This window comes from Marinobacter lutaoensis (genome assembly GCF_001981305.1).
In the GTDB taxonomy this organism is placed as follows: Bacteria; Pseudomonadota; Gammaproteobacteria; order Pseudomonadales; family Oleiphilaceae; genus Marinobacter; species Marinobacter lutaoensis.
In genome coordinates this window covers 1-18,578 of the sequence record NZ_MSCW01000009.1, presented here as the reverse complement: position 1 = coordinate 18,578, position 18,578 = coordinate 1, and the positions used below count along the sequence as shown (strand labels likewise).

Sequence of the window (18,578 nt, the reverse complement as noted above, 5' to 3'; positions counted from 1 at the left end):
GGCACTTTCTAAGCCCCTTTTTTCGTGCTCGGTGGATCATAAAGGTCAATACCTTTGGTTGGACTGAATCGATCGTCATCGGGATTTTCGATAGCTTTGCGTGCAACAACTTCATCGATCGTGCCTTCATCAGATCCAATCCACATTTCTTCGAATAGGGTGTTTTCCAAGCCATCAGTAGCTGCTTCGATACATGGAGTTTCAATCGCTCGACCCACTTTTTTTTCCACGTAGTAGTGAGCCCAAGGCCCCATCGCTTCCGTAATTGGCCGGTCACCACCCAATTGCAGGAGGGAAAAAAATAGGGTTCTGTGAACCGATTTAAGCCAGAGGAATTCCGGGGCAATAAATACGCCTTTATCCCATGATGCTTCGAGCAACCCCATAAAAACGGTGGTCTTGTAAGCGTGCCGTTTAGTGACCCTCACATTGATAGGGTGGCCCCGATATTTGGCAATGATTTTCCCAGCGCTTTTGCCGTCAATCGTTGGGTTATGCTTACCTTTTGCATCGAGTCGGCGAAAACTCTTGGCGTACTTCAAGGCAAGCGCACGGGCTTCGCTCAGGCCGGCAGCGTTTGCGGTGTACAGGATCGCCAGGACACATCGCTCAAACTCATCCAGCAAGCTCTCATTAAACAGCCCCCCAAGTTGACTTCGCATTACCTCATCGGTTTTTGCAATATCAAGGCGGCATTGGGCTGGATTCGGCATAACCCGTCGGCGTTTTGCGACGTTCCACTTAATCTTTTGTTCGCTCCAGCCTTTAATCGGTGTGGACTTGTCGATGCTGTCACTATTCATGCCAATCATGCTCAACGCTCTTACCGCGATTCTCTTCTTCCTTACGACCACCAACTCGTTCAACAGTGCGTAGTCAATGGGCTGCCGGGCCATTGCCCATGGGCCTTCATACAAAGGGAGGGAGAGCATATCTTCGTGTTGCACGCTGGCCACGGGTGCGTATTTTTCGGCATTCCGTTCCTTGAGCATTTTCAGGGTGAAATTCCGGGTAAACCGATTGATGACATGGACTTTCCGGAACACGATAAGTTGCGCCAAGAAGTACGGCACCAGGAACAACGTAAGAGTGTGAGTTATGGTTTGGATCATCAGTTTCGCGGCAGGCCATCCATATTGAGAGGGATCGGCCGAAAACAACGTCCGTGACCAGTTTAAGAATCTGCTGCCGATCTCTTCCGGGTAGAGCCAGGGTACATATTGGGCACCATGCGAGAGGCCGCCCACCAGATAGAATAGGACTTGCAATATCACGTCACTGTGACTGCGCCAGATCATGTAGAGCCCAGCAAACCCGACAGCAATGCAAACAGAAATGCCAAGCAGATTATCCATCCACCGGTCATTGCCGGCATTCGTTGCTGTTGCCATCACTCACCCCCTGTACTCATTGCTTTTGACACGTTTTCCCACTCGGCCATCAGTTTGTCCGCGTAGACGGTCCGATGAGGCTCGTTTTTCGAGTGATACCGCGCGATTGCGCGGAGGTACTCATAAGCGTTCGCGGCCGTTTGATTCGTCGTGACTTTCCGGACGTAGTAAGCAGCAAAGCCAAGATTGATGCAGTCGTTATTGCGAAGCATCTCTTCAGTGATCCCGTAGTTCTTCAAGAATTCGAGGTGAATCGTGTTGATCTGCATCAGGCCCAAATCGTAGGTGCCATCTTTGTTTGCGATCTTTGCACCCGTCCAGCCGCCTTCAACCCGCGCTATCAACGAGAGAATGACTGGGTGTACCTCGTAAGTGCGCGATACCCGCTCAAGGCATTCCCGACTTAGCGGTGTCGGTTGCTCAAGTCGCTGAATCATCTCCGGCGGCGCATCGGCGGGCACCATTGGGGGTGGTGGTAAGTCAAACACGGTGTTCTTGCTCGATTACACTTACTTGTCAGAAATTCGTTTACCATTTCACATGGAATATCAAAGTATAACGACGAGGATCTGACTGTAGTGCATAGTCGCTCAAACGCCGTGCAGCCAAATTCAGAGTCGGTGATCGGTAGCAGGGAAAATCAATCATGCATCCAACCGGACAGCACACGTTGTGCATAAGCAGCATCGCATTGGGCGTTCTGGCCTTGGTGTTCTTTGCGGGCTCCGTTGTGATATGGCTGGAACCTTTTTTGGGCGCTGCCTTGTGCTTTCTCTCCCCGGAACCTGCGGCGTATTGTGTTGATGCTCTCTCGCGACATCCACGATGGCGGGAGCTATCCGTCGTGGCTTTGTGGTGGGCGCTGGCCGGAACCTATGTCTCCTTGCGCTTGATGCTCGATGCTATCCAAATGTATGGGCTTACCAAGCGCGTCCCTTTTCCATCCATGTTTCTGCGTGATCACTCTGTGCGACGTACCGCGTTCACAATAGCCGCCTTTCATCTGCTCCATTTTGCGCTGCTCGCCCATTTGCCTAGTCTCGTCTCGGCGTTGTATCAGGTGGTTGTAAGAGACACCAAGCCATTTCTGTTCTTTCCTGTTGTCAATGCTCCTATGTCGTACCTTGTCCTCGCCGTGCTATCTCTGCCGGTGTTGTGGCGCTTGAATGCTTGCCGGCAACGGTTGTACCTCTAACGATCGAGTCGAGCAGGATTACGTGGCCTCAATGGGCCTTTAACATGTGGATGTCGGTGTGGCTGACGGAAGTGAGCGTTGTCTTGTTGGGGGCCGCTTCATGCGGAGTTGAAGTCGCGTTCATTCGCCGCCAATGGCGCTTACGCTTATTGGACGACAGCCCCGGTCGCGCTTTGCGCTCCCGAGGCAAGCGGTTCGTGATTTAACGCGGTACGTCGCGGCGGTCAGGCCGGGGAGGGGGAAGGGTTTTCGTCCGCGTCGGGCAGCACATACTGGCTGCTCAGCGTGGTATCCAGAGACTGTTCCAGCATAAGGTAAGCACTCTCAAATTCTTCCACCACCGAATCAATTGGGTATCCATTCGCTTTGTACGCCCGGCGCTCATCGGTCGTGCATTCGGCTATGTGTGCTTTTGCTATTTCCGCTTGGTTGTCCCAGGCCGCCGCCAACAGCTCACCACTGCGCAACAAGAGGTTTCGCCTGAGCATTTCCACTTCGGGTTCCGCCATTTGCGCAACGACCGGATGAGACTGCAATGACTTGTCAACAGTCGTCCAGAGCATGTTTTGAAGGTCAGACAGGACTTGCTGGCGGTTATTGTGCTGATAGAAGTCGAATCGCTGGTAAGCTGCCATCAACGGGCTCATGGACTGCATCATCGCGATGGTACGCCGGAACGGTAGCGACCCCAGATCATCGCCAACCTGCTCATCCTTCCAAATGCCTGGCAGTTTTGCCCCCTCTGCCAACAGGGAAGCGACATCAACGTCCAGAGCCGCTTCACCGTTACTTCGATATAGGCTCTGCAGAACCGTGGTCACAGACCCCGTGATAGAGGGCAGAATGCGTTTATCATTCACACTGCCGAGCTTCTCATAAAGCGCAAGCGATTGTTCTCCGATGGTGTCCAGCAAGGCCTTGGCCCGCTGTTCCGTCCCCTTGGGGTCTTTGATTGTTTCACCGTTCAAAGACGCTGCCAGCACTTTTGAAATGGTTCGTATGACTGGCAAGGCGGCCAGGGCAGCGGTCTTGGCCGCTTGCTTGTTCAGCTCCTGCTGGCGCATTTGTTCGTTCTGTTGCTGAACGGCATCGAAAACATTAAATGTCATCGCATCACTCCATCCCGTTGCTGGCGCCGGGCGGCACGATATTATGGTCTTGGTGACTCAAGGTCGCGTCCAGCGCGTCGTAGGTATTCTCTGTGGGCTCCGCGGTTTCGGAACGGAGTACCCGGTCGATTTCCCGCTGTAGCCGTTCGGGGATACTTACAAGGCGTTCTGCGACTGGCAGCGCCGAGAGAAGCTCGCACACAGGGGTCAGATCAAGCACGTCCGGTTCGGCGATGCCCAGAGAGGACTGCTGGTGGCGCATTGAGAGCGTATGTGCAGATTCCAGCGCGGTATCCAGTATGAGCAAAGTGACGGAAAGGGGAGTGCTGGCATAGGTTCGGAGCCGTGTCTCCACGCCCAGTCCGCCAGCCTCGCTTTCGGCATTATACAAAGGCGTCTTTGTCAGGTGCTCGGACACCATCTCGCTGGCGGCCAGAACATCCTTAACTTCGGGTTCCCGGCGCTGTTCGGCAGCCATGCCTGCAGCGACCCGTGCCGTTACCTCGTCGTTCATCGCCGACTCAAACTTCAACTCCGAGTGCGGGAGGATCACTGCGTTCATGTAATCGACCATGACCGGCATCAAGGTATCGTGCCGGAAGGCTCCGGCAATAGGCACGTTTGCATCTTTTATGGCTACTTCCCGGATACCACGATTGGCGGCGCGAATACGGAGCATCTGCTCGGCGGTCGCAATAAACGCATCCGGGCTCACATGGATCGGATATCCCCGCTCAAGCCCATTCTCAAAAGTCTCTTCCGGCATTGTCATCATTCCTGTCTGCGGCTGTCAGAAGGTCCAGATCATTGTAACGTCCGCCAACAAGGGCGGACGCAACTGTGCTCATCCGGTTCTCATGATCTGTTCGTGATCGTCTTTTTCGTCATCAATAAAGCCCAGCAAATCCTCGTCATCGTTCGTCGGTAGACCATTCGCATCAACAATCAACGCCCCACTTTTCGGCATAGTTTCTTGGGCTATGTCTAGCAGGTAGTGGTAGTTTCCGGTTTGACGCACAATTTCTTTCGCAAAGGCAACCAACGGTGCAGGATCGAGCTGGCCCTTTTCGCTGAGCGCGTCACCGACTTGGGCGGATAGATTCTCAAAGCGCTTTTTGCAGCTCTCCAATTCCGCTTCATAGGCAAACGGGCGCCCATAGTCTTCTCGGATTTTTTGAAGATTCAATTTTGCTATTGCGAGGGCTTCTTCGGTCTTCTCTACGCCGTTGGATTGGCCAATTTTGCGGACATAACGGACCAGAGTTTTAGCGGCCTCAGCAAAGTGATCTTCGGGTTCGTCATGGACGCCTTTTCCATATAGATCATCCTCAAACACGATGCGGTACAGGTGCTCCTTGGTGTCATCGTGACGCTTGATAAGCAAGGTTACCTTGTTGGATTGGCGATTCATCAGGACGGGCAATCCGCCAAAGGTTCCCACGATGGTATCCTGATACATGGGGGCGGATTTACACAGTTTCTCCAAGGCATCAGCAAGTGGTCTAATGCCTCCCACCACAATCATCGGCCCCTCACAAAGTCCGGCTATCGGCTGGCTCACATGGAGACCCAACGGTGTGTTAGCGCGCACCACATCACGTTCGTGGATCTTGCCCTGCAAGTATTTTTCAATACTTTCAATCCGTTTCTCTTGTTCGATTAGCCGGTTCCCCAGATCCGCTTGAGCATCAATGTGTGAATTCTTCATGCGCTTGAGTTTATCCAGTTCCAAGCGTACTGAGATGAATTCGCGAATCGCCGGATTCCCGGTAGTGACGGCGAGAATGTCTTCATAGCCAGGTTCCGTATCTTCCTCCAGTTCCCGAACACAATCTTCCGGCCGGCGCATGGCCTGATTGATCATTTTCAGTTTCCGGTCATTGGTTTCCCACATAAACAGATCGAACGAATCCTGGGTGGTGTACACAAAGTTGTGCGCCTTATCGAACATATTGCCCTGGCGTTCAATCCGGCCCAGACGCTGCTCAATGGAGCTGGGCTTCCATGGCGGGTCCATTTGGTGGATGGCAACCAAACGCTCCTGCACATTGGTGCCGACACCCATTTTGTCGGTACTTCCCAGCAGGAATCGGACATCGCCGCGGCGACAAGCTGCGAACAGGTCTTCTTTCGCTTTGTCGGTTTTCGCATCATGGATAAATGCGATTTCATCCTCCGGGATGCCGGCGGCAATGAGTTTGTCCTTTACGTCCTGGTAAACATTGAATATCCCTTTGCCAGTCGGGCTGGAGAAATCGCAGAACACAAGCTGTAAGGCCTTGTCTGCATCGTACTTTCGATACATCTCTAGCAGGTTGCTAATGAGTTTGTTCACCTTTGAGGACGGGTGATCCTCAAATTTCGGGTGAATCAGTCGAGGGTCGAGTGCAGCTTTTCGACCATCGGTTGCAATGGTCAACAGGATGTCTTGCGACACCTGATCCTCGCTGATGGTCTCAACATCATCCTCAGAGTTAATCGAGGCGGTCTTGTCATTTGCACGATGTAAGGCCGTCCGAATTTCTCTGGCAAGAATCTGGGCGGGGGCTGGGCCCTCATCCCGCGAACGGACGGTTTTTGCGCGCGCCTCAATGTACTTCATGAACAGACGCATAAATTCTGTCTGTTCACAGACAGCCTGATGATGTTCGATCTCCGGTGTTGGGAGATTGAGGTCTTCTGCGGTCTTCACATCAATGAATGTGCGAACCATCTTGACCAGCTCCGGAAGGTTCTTGAACCGGCTCAGACGTGATTTCATCTGATAACCGCCACCTTCGGGTTTGATCTCCAGGCCATGCTTGACCTCGGCAAACAGGCCCATCCAGTCATTGAAATTATGGATGCCGCTTTCCAGGAGCAGGTCTGGGCGCAGCATTCGGGTGAACGTATACAGCTCAGCAATAGAGTTGCTGATTGGGGTTCCGGTGGCCATCACCACACCGAATGGGCCGTCATGGAGTTTGTTCAAATACTGACACTTGATCAGCATGTTGACGGCGCGTTTGGATTCGGATCGCGAGAGCCCTGGAATTTCCTGAGCAGTGTCGGGCGCCAGATTCTTGTAGTAGTGGGCTTCATCGACACCGATCCAGTCAATGCCGATTTCCTTCATATTCAGGACGTTTTCACTGCCTTTCTTGATCTGGTCAAGCGTGCGTTGCAATCGTTCTTCCAGGCGGGCTTTGGCCTTCTCAATTTCCTTGGGTCGTGCGCCTCTTTTCTGATTGTCATCCTGGCTGGCCATCATGGCCATTTCGAGTCGGTGAATTTCCTCTGCAATGATTTCAGCTTCGAATTGCTGGGGAACGCTGATTTTCTCGAAAACAGAATGTGTGCAGACCACCAGATCCCAGTCGCCCATGGCGATTTTGGTTGCAAAGCTGGCTCGGTTGTCCGCCCGGGCGTCCGCCGCTGACATCATCAGCACTTTGGCGCTGGGATAGATGCCCTGAGCGTCATTGCAGAACTGCTCAAGCATGTGGTTTGGAACAACCACCATCGGCTTGTTCCACCGACCGAGCTGTTTGCCACGAATCGCCGTTGAGATGAGCTGCAAGGTTTTACCTGCGCCCACACGGTGAGCCGTCATTGCATTCGGGCCAGACACCGCACGCCAGATAAAGTCCGCCTGATGCTTACGCGGTACCCAGCTTTCGGCCATGCCCGGGAATGTCATGTGCGAGCCATCGGGCTCATACAGCACTGTGGTATTAAAGCGGTGGTTATAAATATCAACCAGTCGTTGGGTGCGCTCAGGGTCTTTGAAAACCCAGTTCCTAAACGTGTCGGCAATCTCTTCCGCTTTACTTTGTGCCTTTAGGGATTCCTCGACATTTATCTCGTACCTGGTCGGATCTGTACCCGGAATGGGGTCCATCACTTTCGGGATGGTTTGCGTGAACAGATTGTCCAACAAATCCAACCCATGCCGGCGCTTAGTACCCCATCGACTTTTGAGAACTTGCTCCTGGTTGCGGGCGATAGCCGCCAAACTCGGCGCACCACTGGACGCTGACGGTCGCAAGCGCCAGTGTCGTTTATGCTCATCGAAATAGGGCTCAACGCCCCAGTTGCCGGTCGTCACTATCCCCATTTCCTCGCGCATAAACTGCTCAAGAACATCCTGGGGCAACCAAAAAGCGTCAATACCGACTTTAATTTGACTTGCAGTCAGCGGTTCGGGGAGTGCGGCATTGAGTGCGTCCAGGTTGACCTGGAATTCCGGTGCCGTTTTGACGACCGCTTCGCACGCATCGATTTTTGGTCGGAGGTTTCCGGACAGGTAAACGGCGCGCTCCACCAGATTACCGGTTACCGGGTCAACAAAGGCGAGACCCTTTTCGACCAGTTTCTTACGAACATCATCTGCAGAAACCTCGCGATCCTCCCGGGAGAGCAGTTCCGCAATATAGGTTTCCGATACCTTCGCGGTGTACGCAAGCGACAAGCTGAGCGCTTCTTCCAAAGATTCAGCCGAATGAGGAATTTCATTGACCGGTCGGACGGTACGCTGAAACAGGATGTCCGGCCGTTCAATCTGACGGTTCTGTTCGTCATAGACTTCCCCAAACCGCATTCGCTGTGCCCGCGGATCGTTGAGAATGACCCGCCAGGCTTTCTTCGAAAATGCCGATTTCGCCTTCTGTTCTTCGGCTTCCCACCGGTCAAATGCGGCCCGGGCTTCTGCCCGTCGATCATCCAAGATGGCGTCGTCAAATTCGCCAGACACTTCCATGTCCAACAGCTCCGACAAGGCGCCCATTGCCAGGATCGCGGCCGCTGCCCGGTTACGCATGGACTTCGGAATACTGGTTTCTTCCACCAGCACCGTGTCACCGTCTGCGAGTTCGCGCACCATGATCTTGCCGTCAACACTGATGGACAACGTGCCCGGGAGTTTCTCAAGATCCACCATCGATTTGGCACGCTGCTCAACTTTCTTCTGAAGGTCGTTCGCTGTCACGGTGGTTCGTGGCGCATCAACGATGTTCCGGGGCAGCGACGAGAAGGCTTCGGCGTACCGCGCTTTCTGACTGGCAATGTCATCCTCAGTATCGCCAATGACACTCAGGGTAGGGCCGGTAGGGCCAGACACGGCACACAGCTTACCGATAATCCGTTCGGGCTCCCGAACAAACACGCTGTTCACATTGCCGGCGTGCGGCATGATGTCGCCGGCCTTGTACACCGAATCGTCCTCGCCCACCAAAGTCGATCCATGAACTTCCGCGCTCACGCTTTCGGTGGACGAGATGTCCAAGGGTTCATAGTTCGGCTGAAAATCACCTTTCTTTTGAAGGAACACGACATCCGTCACCACCTGTGTGCCGGTGGATTTGTCGAAGGTCTGGCTTGGCAACCGATACACGCCCATGACATGGGCGCGATCCATGATTTCCCGGCGCACCGACGCATCACGGCTATCCAGGACATAGCGGGAAGTGACAAATGCAACCACGCCGCCGGGCCGCACCTTGTCCAACGCTTTGAGGAAGAACTGATGGTGGATGGTCTGCTTGCGTTCCGGGTGCGAGGGATCGTAAATCCGGTATTCACCAAACGGAATGTTGGAAATTACCGTGTCAAAGAAGTCGTCCGGGAACGTCGTTTTCTCGAAACCGCTGTGGATGATGTGGGCGTCTTTATGAACCAGGCGGGCCAGATCCGCCGTCAGGGCGTCCAATTCCACGCCGGTGAAACTGCGCACTTTGCGCCGAACGCTTTCCGGCATGTACGTCCGGAAGTTGCCAATACCACAGGAGGGTTCCAGAACCCGGCCAAGATCAACACCCATGCGATCAAGGGCTTCCCACATCGGCTCAATGACGCCGGAATGTGTGTAATGGGCGTTCAGGATCGTGCGTTTAATCTGCTGAAATTCTTCGTCGGTCAGAATCTTGTCGCGAACGAAATCCTGAAATTGCAGGTTGGCATCTTTTACGTAGTTGGGAACACCGTAGGTTCCGCCGAACAGTTGTGCGTGGATGCCGCCGAAGCCGGAGTAGCGGGCCAGAATGGCGCGATCCTCATCGCTGGGCTGGTCTTGGCCGCTGTTGCGCAATTCTGCGCGCAGGCGCAACGCGGCCAGATTGTCTTTCAGGCGTTGAGCGGGAGTACGCTGTTCAAGTTCAGCGTCTCGGCTAATGGATTCAAGGACTTCATCTCGAACAACGGGTTCGTCGCGTTCACGATCCCCCCGATCTGCTCGCCCAGCATGTGTGCCGCCTCGGTTTCCAGTTGCGTCTGCAGGCGAATCCGCTCCTTCACCGGCCGGTACCGAAGATCCTGAATCTTGCTGAGCAGCTCGTGTCGAATCTGCATTTGCCGGCTGTCCAGCAACGCTTCGATCAGTCCCACCAGTACCAGGAACGGCGCCAGATACAGCTGCTCGGTCTTCTCCGGATGCTCCATCAGCTTCATCAGATAGGCCGGCCGCCGATCCGCCAGATCCGCCAGCGCTCCGTTGAGCAACGGATTCTTGAGCCAATGCTGTTTCAGATGCGCCAGCAGGCTGTCCAAAAATACCTGCTGAATCTCCGTCTCGGTCTGCGACGCCGGAATGTGCAGCGGTGTCAGATCCCGCTCGGTCGGCGCCTCCGATCCGTGCAGCAGTCCCATTTCCTCCGCCGCCAGTTGTCCCTTGTGCAGCCAGTCCAGCATGTAGGCTCGGGCCTTGCTGATCCCCGGTTGCTCTTTGGCCATCTTCAGTGTCGCTGCGCTGACCCGGTTCGCGATCGCTCCGTCCATCAGATTCCCCGGATTCGTTCCGGTCAGCCACTGGAGTTGAAACGTCAACGCCGTCTCCTCCAGCCACGTCTCCGCCGCGCTCAGGCACCCCTCGACTTCCTCCGCCAGCGGACACGCCGTCGGCATGTTCTTCGGCGTCTGCGGCAAGGCCTGAACCGCTGTCATTACCCGCTCGATCAGCGTCTTCACGTCCATTTCGCCGGCCATACTGTGTCTCCTCAAGTTCTTCATAGTCCAGTTCGGACTGAATGCTTTCAAACAGAGTTATAGAGTCTTCCGGGGCGTCTGTCGGTAGCGACAGACCGAGGGAGGCCCAAATTTTTAGGGTGGCGCGGTCGGCTTTGCGCCCGGGCTGATCCACCAGTACCTGGTCATCACCTGTTTCTGTAATCCGTAACAGATTGCTGAACAGGGCAGGCGAGCCTGAACTGCTGGCGGGCTTGTGGACATAAAGCGTCACCATATGCAGATGCCCTTTCTCCTTCGCCGGACGAACCGCAACCTGGTGTGTCTGACCGTCGTGCCGAATGGTCAAACCCTTCCAGCTCCGCTGCTCGTCATGGAGATCGCCGTAACGCAGGTTGTAAACCGCCCGGACCCGGTGGGCCAGCAACAGCTCGTCGCGGTCGTCATCCATGGCTTCATCAAAGGTCAGCCATTCCCAGTTCCGGTTAGCTGGCTCAACCTTTGTGCCAGATGCACTCGGAATAAGCCGCACGGTCTCCATCAGACGGACGCCACCCCGCTGCTTGAAACGAACCCCACGCTCATCCTCAAACAAGGGTTCCCCGTCAACGGTGTAACCGATCGCCCCCAAATCCGACAAATCATCGTCATGTTGTACGTTGTCCCAACCCAGGGACACGCCATCGCCGGAGGCAGCCGCATCCTGGGTGTCCGCTTCCAACTCCGCGATGGCCTGATCGACCTGTTTGATACGGGAAACTAAACGATCGTCCAAAACTTGACCTTGGGCATCCAGTTTTGCCTGCAAGGTTTTCCGAAGGGAAATCAGGTCGTCCAGGCTATAGGTCGCGTCTTCGGTCGGATCTTGGTCGTCCAATGACGACTTGGATAACCAGTTTTTAAGAAACTGGTTTTCCAGGGAGAGAATTTCGGATTCCCAGAAGGTGAGGGGGCGGCTATCCTGAATTTTCTGGATTGCCTGTTGGCGCAGGGCAATCTGTTCTCGATCTGAGGTTTCCCGATCTTGAAAATACTGGCTAACCGCTTCTTTTATATGATTAGTCCATAGCTTTTCATTGGTAAGGCTATCCAGCCCGGTGTCCAGCATGACGATGGCCAACGGGGTCATTACATTCTCCACCTTAATCACCAGGGAGCCCCGTTTTTGGTCGGTTTCCCGGTAATTGACCAACAACCCGTCAGGCAACGCGCTATTTAGGGCATCCAGGTTCACCGGGGCATCCGCAGAAACCCGTTCGGCCTCAGCCAATTTCATGGCCTTTTTCCGGATAAAATCGAACTGACGGATCTGGTCCACCGTCATTTCGACCGGTGTGGCTTTCGGGAAGACCTTTTTCAGGAACACCGACATTTTTGCCGGTGTATTCACCATGGAGCCCACTATCGCATTGATAGAGCCCTGTAGAATCCGGGTAGACAGACGTTGGCGACCAACCTGATCTGTGATTTTGGTCAACCGATCGTTCAATAATTCGGCTCGCCGTGTTGATACGGTGGCCTGTTCTTGGGGGTTGATCGGTCGAAGCAAGAGAATCGAATTTCCATTTTTGTCTTGGGCAACCTGAGCAACCAGGTTGTAAGACGAAAGGTTCATCCAGGTTAGGGTTGGGATCGCCATAATCTTGCCTTTGATGCTTCCAATACAGAGAAACCCTCCCTGAAAGGGAGGGTATAGCGTTCCAGGTTGTTAGAGTTGCTGAGCGGACAATTGTTGCTCGATGTCATCCATATCGATGTTATCGAACGCCGGATCGTCAAAATCATCGATACCGAAATCAGCCGCCTCTTCAGGCTCGGCAACCTCTTCTTCAATGAGCTGGGTCTTCTCTGAAACCGGTTGGCTTTGTGCCGTTGTTTGGGCACTTGGTGCAGGTTGGGGCGCCTGTTGCACAGGTGCGGATACCGCTGGTTTTACTTGGGGCTCTGTTTTCGGTGCTTGGTTTACCGATTGCTGAGTCGATACAGCCGGTGCATACGGATTCGGTTTAACATCCAAACCGGCATTCGGAGACACAATGATTTCGGCACCCCGATCCCGACCAAAGGTGTCCAGGTCCGCATTGGCATATTCACCAGGTTCGACTTGCTTGATGCGATAGCTCAGAACTCCGAACGCATACTGAGGAGCACCATCATCAATTACATAGCGAACCTTATCTGAACCAGGCTCGGGAGGTAGTTGATGCCGTTGCGCGGTTTCACTGATGAACTCTTCAATCAGGCTGCGCTCGGTGTAGCGCGGTTCTTCGAGTCCGGTTTCCGGATTCTTTTGCATCGATTTGCCATCCCATTTCAGGCCGATAGCCTGCATGGAAAATCCCGGAACGAACTGAACCTGGGCAACCTGACCGCCCTGTTTGGCCGCTTCATGAACAGGGAAGTAATTGTTCGCGAGCTTTCCATTTTTCATGGCCAGCGCGATCATTTCTTCTTTCGGAAGAAGGGTAATTGACTTGTCCGCCTCAACCTTCAAATTGGGAATTCGGATCTCATCAGCTTCCAATTTGCCGGGCATCCGAACCATCAGGATGGGCTGAGTGCCCTTGGGCGCATTGTCAATAGCTCGATTGAGTGCCTGTTTGACTTCCTGCTCGAAATTATCACCACCGAAGTTGACCAAGGTTTCCTGAGCATCTTCAGGGATGACCATTGCGTCAGCACGATGGAACAGACGCCCCCGGCGTTCAAAGATGGTCAGTTTTCCATCCGGTTCCCGTTTCGGATAAATTTTGACCCATCCCTTCATGTAGCCAATGTCATATTTGTCCTGGCTTGCCGAGATTTTGGGTCCTTCATCACGGCGAATCCGTTGCATGTGGCTAGTCAGATAGGTGCCATCCCCGGCGACCCGGTATTGGGAAAGGCGGATCAGGCCACCCGGAGCGGTGTGCATCATCGCACCAGGATTCGCGAAATCGGTAATACCCTGGGTTTTTTCATTGATGTGTTTGACTTCAACCCGTTTGGGGACGCCATTCTCATCCTTGGCGTACATGTCGTAGCCGATCATCCGGGACTCGCCGGGGTTATCTTTGTTGATGATGTACTTCTCCAACTTGAAGACGGTCGTCCGAACTTTGTTGCGTTCGCGACCTTTCTCTTTTGCCTGGCCGATGATGTCAAGCATGGCTTACCTCTCCTATCCACAGGTGTTTCACTCGTTTTCGTATTAACTACAGTATCCTATGTGATAATTAGCAACAACGAAGAGAAACCAATTGAGAATAGGGCGGCGGGTCGTTTCAGACCCGACCGACAATGCCGGTTATCATTTATGTAATTGTTTTTCATTACTTTTTTCTGGTTTCAATCTAAACGAACCGGGATGTCTGCAATACAACAAGTGGTTCCTTTTTGACTCGATCATCGTTGGTGATCCGGGCAATAAGTGCATAAAGGGCATCATGAGAACATGGACAATCTGACAATTGGGGTGACCAAGCGTGTACCCGTGTGTCCGATTGCTTTTGAATAACCGTTTACAGTGCTGGAAAAACCCTTGCCGAAGCAGGGTGATAGCACCGTGACAAGAGGGCTGGCGGATGGATCATCTCCGTCGGGACAACGTACAACATTTGATCACTTATGGCGGACAGCTCCGCCAATTAGGTGTCCGATCTGCGCGTATTGGCGCTGCGGGCAGTGTTTGGCAACGTACTGCAACGAAGTGGAAATGACCTATGGATGACCATGTATACTCGAATGGCCGAGAGGATGCGTCTCAAACGCATTCATCAGACGAAAACTCTATGGCGAACCTGGGTGATGCCAGTGTCACGAAGGTATCACCGCTGGCGGCTCGGCTGGATTTCGCGATGCGGTATGCCAGGATGAACCGATCAATGTTGCGCAAGGCCATGATGCGTGACCATGGCATCAATCTGACCCGATCCACCCTCTCCAAGATCCTAAATGGCACCATTAAATCCAGCCGGTACACCATGGAGATTGCCGAATGCCTTGGGGTGAATCCGAAGTGGTTGCAGACCGGCAGGGAAACCATGACCGATGTAACCGGGCGGCTTTCCACCAAAGACCGAGGGTTGTCGGATGTGAAACGAATCGCCCGGCAATACCTGATACCGCCCAAGCGCACTGATATTGTCCGCCTTCACGACCGGTTAATTACTGCGGCCGCCCGCAATCAGCTATCTTACGAGGACGTGGAAATGCTGTCCTTCATGCTGGACAAGATGCTCAACGAAGGTGGCCGCGCCTCATGATTCTGCTTTTAGAGGCGCATACGCGCCTGCATGGTGTCGCTGCGCGCCGGCCGGAATCGGCGCCGCTGGTGCGACGCTCGATGGCCACGGCTCGGCGCTGGCCTCGCCATGGGGCAAGCATCCGAGCACGCTCTCGCCTGAATGGTGCAGAGTGGGGTGGCGGATTCAGCGCGAAAAAAAGCCCGCCGAGCTATGGGCGGGCTTTGATAAAGGGATGCTGTGACTGGTTACCGCTGGGTCAACTCAGACCAGGACTAGCACCTTCGCGGCTGTCGAGATCCATGCTCAATTCGTCGTTCGCTGCGGTAGTCATGGCCGCCTGCAATGCTGGCTGGAACGGTTGATTCGCCATTTCGTTCAGTAGCCCCAAGGTTTGTTCGGCAGACACTCGCGCATCGACCACACGATCGGCCCCAAACCTTTTGAGTGCGGCAATGAAGTTCTCGCTCAGGCTCCGGTCATCGCGGATTGTGAAGCGCTGCTCATCCTTGTTCAGATCGATCGATCCCCGTGTACTTCCTGCCAGAAAAATCGTCGTATTGGTGTCGTCACCGATCCACTCCTTATAGGTATTGAGCACTGCCTTTTCTTGAGGGGTCAGTCCACTGTCCGAAGTCCCAGTCAGTCCCGTCATACAATTCACTCCTCTTGCTCCCGAAAGGTTGGCTTAACTTGCCAATGCTTCCGGGTTTGCCAATGCAACAATTGCTTCCGCGGTGCTTGGATACACGCGCGCCGGAACCACGAAGTTCCGGATTTTTCGCCGGCCCTCGGGCTCGGCAATCTCGTCATAAATACTGGGCAGCCTCACCAGCTTGATCTGTCCTGCACGACTAATATGCTGACGCGCGAACTCACGAATTTCCCGGCTCGCCTTAAACGCAACCTCGAACATGGACTCACCATCGTTCATCAGTGCGATCAGGTACATTGGATCATCGTCGCCGCCACGCAAACCGCGTTCAACCAACAACACCTGCGCTGGTTCCAGTTCAGCGTAGGGCCATTCGATGATGCCGAACTCCAAGCTAGCTATCCGGCCATCCTCGCCATGCGTAGCGCGTACCAGCGCTTCGACCATCACCGTCATACTAACTCCACCTCACGTATCTGGGTATATGGTAATTTTACTATTTAGAACAGTATACCCTATGGGACTTGTCAACCAGTTCTGACCGAACCGAACTCATTCAAGAAGTCGAAATAGGTCGCATAATAGCGAACCAGCACCGGCACCGTTCGGGGTTCCCAGCCGGCGAATTGGTTAATGACCTTGGCCGGGTCAACGATGTGTTCGACAACCTCCACTCGACCGGCAGCTCGAATGAACGTGGCAATCTCTTGCATCAAGGTTTGACCACTCGCATTCACTGCATTGGCAACCCGCTCATCCATGCGGAGCTTGATCGTGACTTCATCTCCGTCGATATTTAGCGACAGACATTGGCCATGCCAAAAAGGAGCGTTTTCTTCGATGATGACTGCATCGAGCTCTTGGCAAGAGGTACCCACGCGAGAGAGCGAGGGAGCGAACAATGGACTGGACAACAAGTATCGAATCGCGGTTATCCGCCCCTTGTCATCTCTAACAACAGCTAAATCTGCTTCTCGGATAAGAGCCATTTTTCAATTCCACAGCGCAACAAAACCAAACGATAGTGCGAAACGGCCAGCGTTAAGGTTTCGCACCGGTTACTGTGATCCCTCATTGACACCAATGCGCTTCCTGCGAACCCCTCTAACTAAGAGGCTGTTTTCAGGTTCTTGTTCTGAGCGCTGCTTATGATATTCGAATCGTCATCAATAAGGTCATCCACATATATGATTTTACGATTTTTTATAATTCCTCGATCAGAGCCTCCAGAATGTTCTGCTCTTTGTTCTCCGCCACGTCGAATTCATCCTGGCTGGCCAGGCGATTCTCGATTTCCTTCTTGATTGATCCTCCCGGATATTTTTTCGCCAGCCGGCGCAATGCTTCGTTGATCGGATACCGTTCATACGCCATTTTCCGGAATGTGCGATCCACCAACTCGGTTGCAATGAGCCAGAGATACATCGGACCATCTGTCAGATAGACATGGTGCGCCTGAGTCCCGTCTTTGGTTCTGAATACCACAAAAGCCTCGGCACCTTTGGCAGAAGGCGGCCGAATCCGCCGGATGAGTTGCATCTGAGCATCCGTAAGATCAAATCGGGTTTTAATCTCTTCTGCCTCTTCCTTGGTCATATTGCCTGCACCCAGAATAATGATCGTGGTCGCCAATCGAATCGATTGATCGGTATGATGCTCAAACAACTGGGATGCCACTTGAATATCCACTTTGTTTTTCCGGCCTTCTGCAATAAGTCCATCGACTTGCGCTTGGGCCGTCGGAATCTTGGCAAACCGTTGCCGCTCGTCCATCGAAAAGCGTTTATCCTGGGTGGACAGGTCTCGCATCCGTTTTTGGTGGTAGGGTTGGTATCTCCGAGGGATCAGCGGCAGGTAATCTTCATGGAAGAAGAAATCCCTGGTGAGAATGTCATAGCCGATGAAGAAGGCAATCGACGCCTTCCACATGGCTCTGTCTGTCTGCTCTCTGGGTACCAGATCTTCCATATCCAGAGAGATTACTCGGCTTTCGCCAAGCTCGAACCGAGTTTCGCCATTAATCATCGGAAACAGATCGACCGCCTCCTGAATTGAGCGGCTGAACATATCCAGGATGGGCACACCACCGATCGTGTCAGGGTAATCAGATCGCATACGCTCGGAGGCGATTACACCGATCAAATCCTGCAAGACCGGCATGGCCTTACGATGGGCAATCAGTGCTGCGCGAATTTCGCCGCAATCAAACAGCGCGTCTCGAATTTCATGCCAGGTACTACGCTCATCTACCTCGATGCCATGTTCGCGCACTTTCTCGGTAACATAACTGTTGTCAAGTTCGTTGAACGTGCGAGCACGGTCACCGCCATTTTTCGGCGAGGAAAACCGCTCATATAATTGGTTGATCGCCGCGTTGACCATCCCGGGCATCTGCTTCTCCAGCACCGGGTTACCCTGCATGGAGTAGCATACTGTGCCAATCAGGTTGCCCAGATATTCGAGGTGATTGGGCATTGGAAACTCACAACCCAGTGGGGTATCGAACGGATTGAAGCGATACCGCTCACTGTTTTGTATCCGTATGTATTTGGCTATATTGGGGTTTTTATGCCCAAGCGTTTGGTCTACCAAGTCCACGATTGATCGTGAAGATGGGCCAATGTCCAAGCATCTCAAGAACGGCAACTCATCATTGACCGATGGGTTCAAAAGGTAAAAAAGGTTTAGCGTGTTCAATGCCGTGGACTTACCAAAACCCATCGGCCCCACAAGCATCGTTACCCAGGCGGATTGTCGAGGCGAGCCCTGTTGATAATGGACGAAACGCCCGTCCGCTGTGCGCAAGAGCACGTTTCCGTCGTCTTTTGTCCAACTGGTTGTTGGCCGAAACAGTGGACACAAGCCGATTGCATCCGGCGTGGTCGGAGCCATAACGGTGCCCAAAGGATGATCCCAAAGCCCGGCTTGTGACGAAATAACTGCCTCAATCGGGGCTGCAAAGGCATCAGTTGTTTGCATGCCGCCCCATGCCTGGAACGCCCGATTCAGTTTGGTGGCCCGATCATTGATCTCTCTCAGATCGTACACAACTCCGTTCTTCTTCGTATA

The 18,578-nt window shown here is 53.5% G+C and carries 11 protein-coding genes and 1 pseudogene; 2 read left to right on the top strand and 10 right to left on the bottom strand.

The genetic code is table 11. From position 1 onward, the window contains the following. Positions 1–8: 8 nt before the first annotated feature. Both BTO32_RS14775 and BTO32_RS14770 read right to left on the bottom strand, forming a co-directional pair. On the bottom strand, positions 9–1,391 hold the full coding sequence (locus BTO32_RS14775) for a secretion/conjugation apparatus DotM-related subunit (protein ID WP_076725421.1): 1,383 nt from the start codon (positions 1,389–1,391) through the stop codon (positions 9–11). Further along, the gene (locus tag BTO32_RS14770) at positions 1,391–1,879 is read right to left on the bottom strand and encodes a lytic transglycosylase domain-containing protein (protein ID WP_076725420.1); all 489 of its coding nucleotides are present in this window, start codon (positions 1,877–1,879) and stop codon (positions 1,391–1,393) included. The genes BTO32_RS14775 and BTO32_RS14770 overlap by 1 nt, the downstream gene beginning before the upstream one ends. Positions 1,880–2,037: 158 nt before the next feature. Here BTO32_RS14770 and BTO32_RS14765 point away from each other — a divergent pair, with 158 nt between their 5' ends. Next, positions 2,038–2,586, top strand: coding sequence for a hypothetical protein (locus BTO32_RS14765; protein ID WP_076725419.1), 549 nt, complete (start codon positions 2,038–2,040; stop codon positions 2,584–2,586). A 224-nt stretch (positions 2,587–2,810) separates the two neighbouring features. Here the strand turns inward: BTO32_RS14765 and BTO32_RS14760 are convergent, their stop codons facing one another. The 4 genes from BTO32_RS14760 to BTO32_RS14745 form a co-directional block, all read right to left on the bottom strand. Then, on the bottom strand, positions 2,811–3,695 hold the full coding sequence (locus tag BTO32_RS14760) for a hypothetical protein (RefSeq protein ID WP_076725418.1): 885 nt from the start codon (positions 3,693–3,695) through the stop codon (positions 2,811–2,813). Between the two features lie 4 nt (positions 3,696–3,699). After that, the gene (locus tag BTO32_RS14755; RefSeq protein ID WP_076725417.1) at positions 3,700–4,461 is read right to left on the bottom strand and encodes a hypothetical protein; all 762 of its coding nucleotides are present in this window, start codon (positions 4,459–4,461) and stop codon (positions 3,700–3,702) included. A 78-nt stretch (positions 4,462–4,539) separates the two neighbouring features. Beyond that, positions 4,540–12,270: an N-6 DNA methylase gene (locus BTO32_RS14750; protein ID WP_076725416.1), complete on the bottom strand. Its 7,731-nt coding sequence runs from the start codon at positions 12,268–12,270 to the stop codon at positions 4,540–4,542. A gap of 69 nt (positions 12,271–12,339) precedes the next feature. Continuing rightward, positions 12,340–13,779 (bottom strand): hypothetical protein, encoded by a 1,440-nt coding sequence (locus tag BTO32_RS14745; protein WP_076725415.1) that lies wholly within the window; start codon positions 13,777–13,779, stop codon positions 12,340–12,342. Between the two features lie 622 nt (positions 13,780–14,401). Here BTO32_RS14745 and BTO32_RS14740 point away from each other — a divergent pair. Then, positions 14,402–14,875, top strand: coding sequence for a hypothetical protein (locus tag BTO32_RS14740; protein WP_076725414.1), 474 nt, complete (start codon positions 14,402–14,404; stop codon positions 14,873–14,875). 238 nt (positions 14,876–15,113) lie between these two features. On the opposite strand, the gene BTO32_RS14735 is transcribed toward BTO32_RS14740, so the two are convergent. The 4 genes and pseudogenes from BTO32_RS14735 to BTO32_RS14720 all read right to left on the bottom strand — a co-directional run. After that, entirely contained in the window at positions 15,114–15,509 is a 396-nt protein-coding gene (locus tag BTO32_RS14735; protein ID WP_076725413.1) for a hypothetical protein, read from the bottom strand. Positions 15,510–15,542: 33 nt separating this feature from the next. Further along, the gene (locus tag BTO32_RS14730; protein ID WP_076725412.1) at positions 15,543–15,965 is read right to left on the bottom strand and encodes a hypothetical protein; all 423 of its coding nucleotides are present in this window, start codon (positions 15,963–15,965) and stop codon (positions 15,543–15,545) included. A gap of 71 nt (positions 15,966–16,036) precedes the next feature. After that, positions 16,037–16,498 carry a hypothetical protein gene (locus tag BTO32_RS14725; protein ID WP_076725411.1) on the bottom strand — a complete coding sequence of 154 codons (462 nt, stop codon included), beginning with the start codon at positions 16,496–16,498 and terminating at the stop codon, positions 16,037–16,039. 214 nt (positions 16,499–16,712) lie between these two features. Then, a pseudogene (locus tag BTO32_RS14720) lies at positions 16,713–18,578 on the bottom strand (type IV secretion protein IcmB); the annotation flags it as partial.

Excerpts from the sequence above, each read along its gene's own strand:
- BTO32_RS14775 (WP_076725421.1), bottom strand. The coding sequence starts at position 1,391 with ATGGCAACAGCAACGAATGCCGGCAATGACCGGTGGATGGATAATCTG.
- BTO32_RS14765 (WP_076725419.1), top strand. The coding sequence starts at position 2,038 with ATGCATCCAACCGGACAGCACACGTTGTGCATAAGCAGCATCGCATTG.
- BTO32_RS14760 (WP_076725418.1), bottom strand. The coding sequence starts at position 3,695 with ATGACATTTAATGTTTTCGATGCCGTTCAGCAACAGAACGAACAAATG.
- BTO32_RS14755 (WP_076725417.1), bottom strand. The coding sequence starts at position 4,461 with ATGCCGGAAGAGACTTTTGAGAATGGGCTTGAGCGGGGATATCCGATC.
- BTO32_RS14750 (WP_076725416.1), bottom strand. The coding sequence starts at position 12,270 with ATGGCGATCCCAACCCTAACCTGGATGAACCTTTCGTCTTACAACCTG.
- BTO32_RS14745 (WP_076725415.1), bottom strand. The coding sequence starts at position 13,779 with ATGCTTGACATCATCGGCCAGGCAAAAGAGAAAGGTCGCGAACGCAAC.
- BTO32_RS14740 (WP_076725414.1), top strand. The coding sequence starts at position 14,402 with ATGGCGAACCTGGGTGATGCCAGTGTCACGAAGGTATCACCGCTGGCG.
- BTO32_RS14735 (WP_076725413.1), bottom strand. The coding sequence starts at position 15,509 with ATGACGGGACTGACTGGGACTTCGGACAGTGGACTGACCCCTCAAGAA.
- BTO32_RS14730 (WP_076725412.1), bottom strand. The coding sequence starts at position 15,965 with ATGACGGTGATGGTCGAAGCGCTGGTACGCGCTACGCATGGCGAGGAT.
- BTO32_RS14725 (WP_076725411.1), bottom strand. The coding sequence starts at position 16,498 with ATGGCTCTTATCCGAGAAGCAGATTTAGCTGTTGTTAGAGATGACAAG.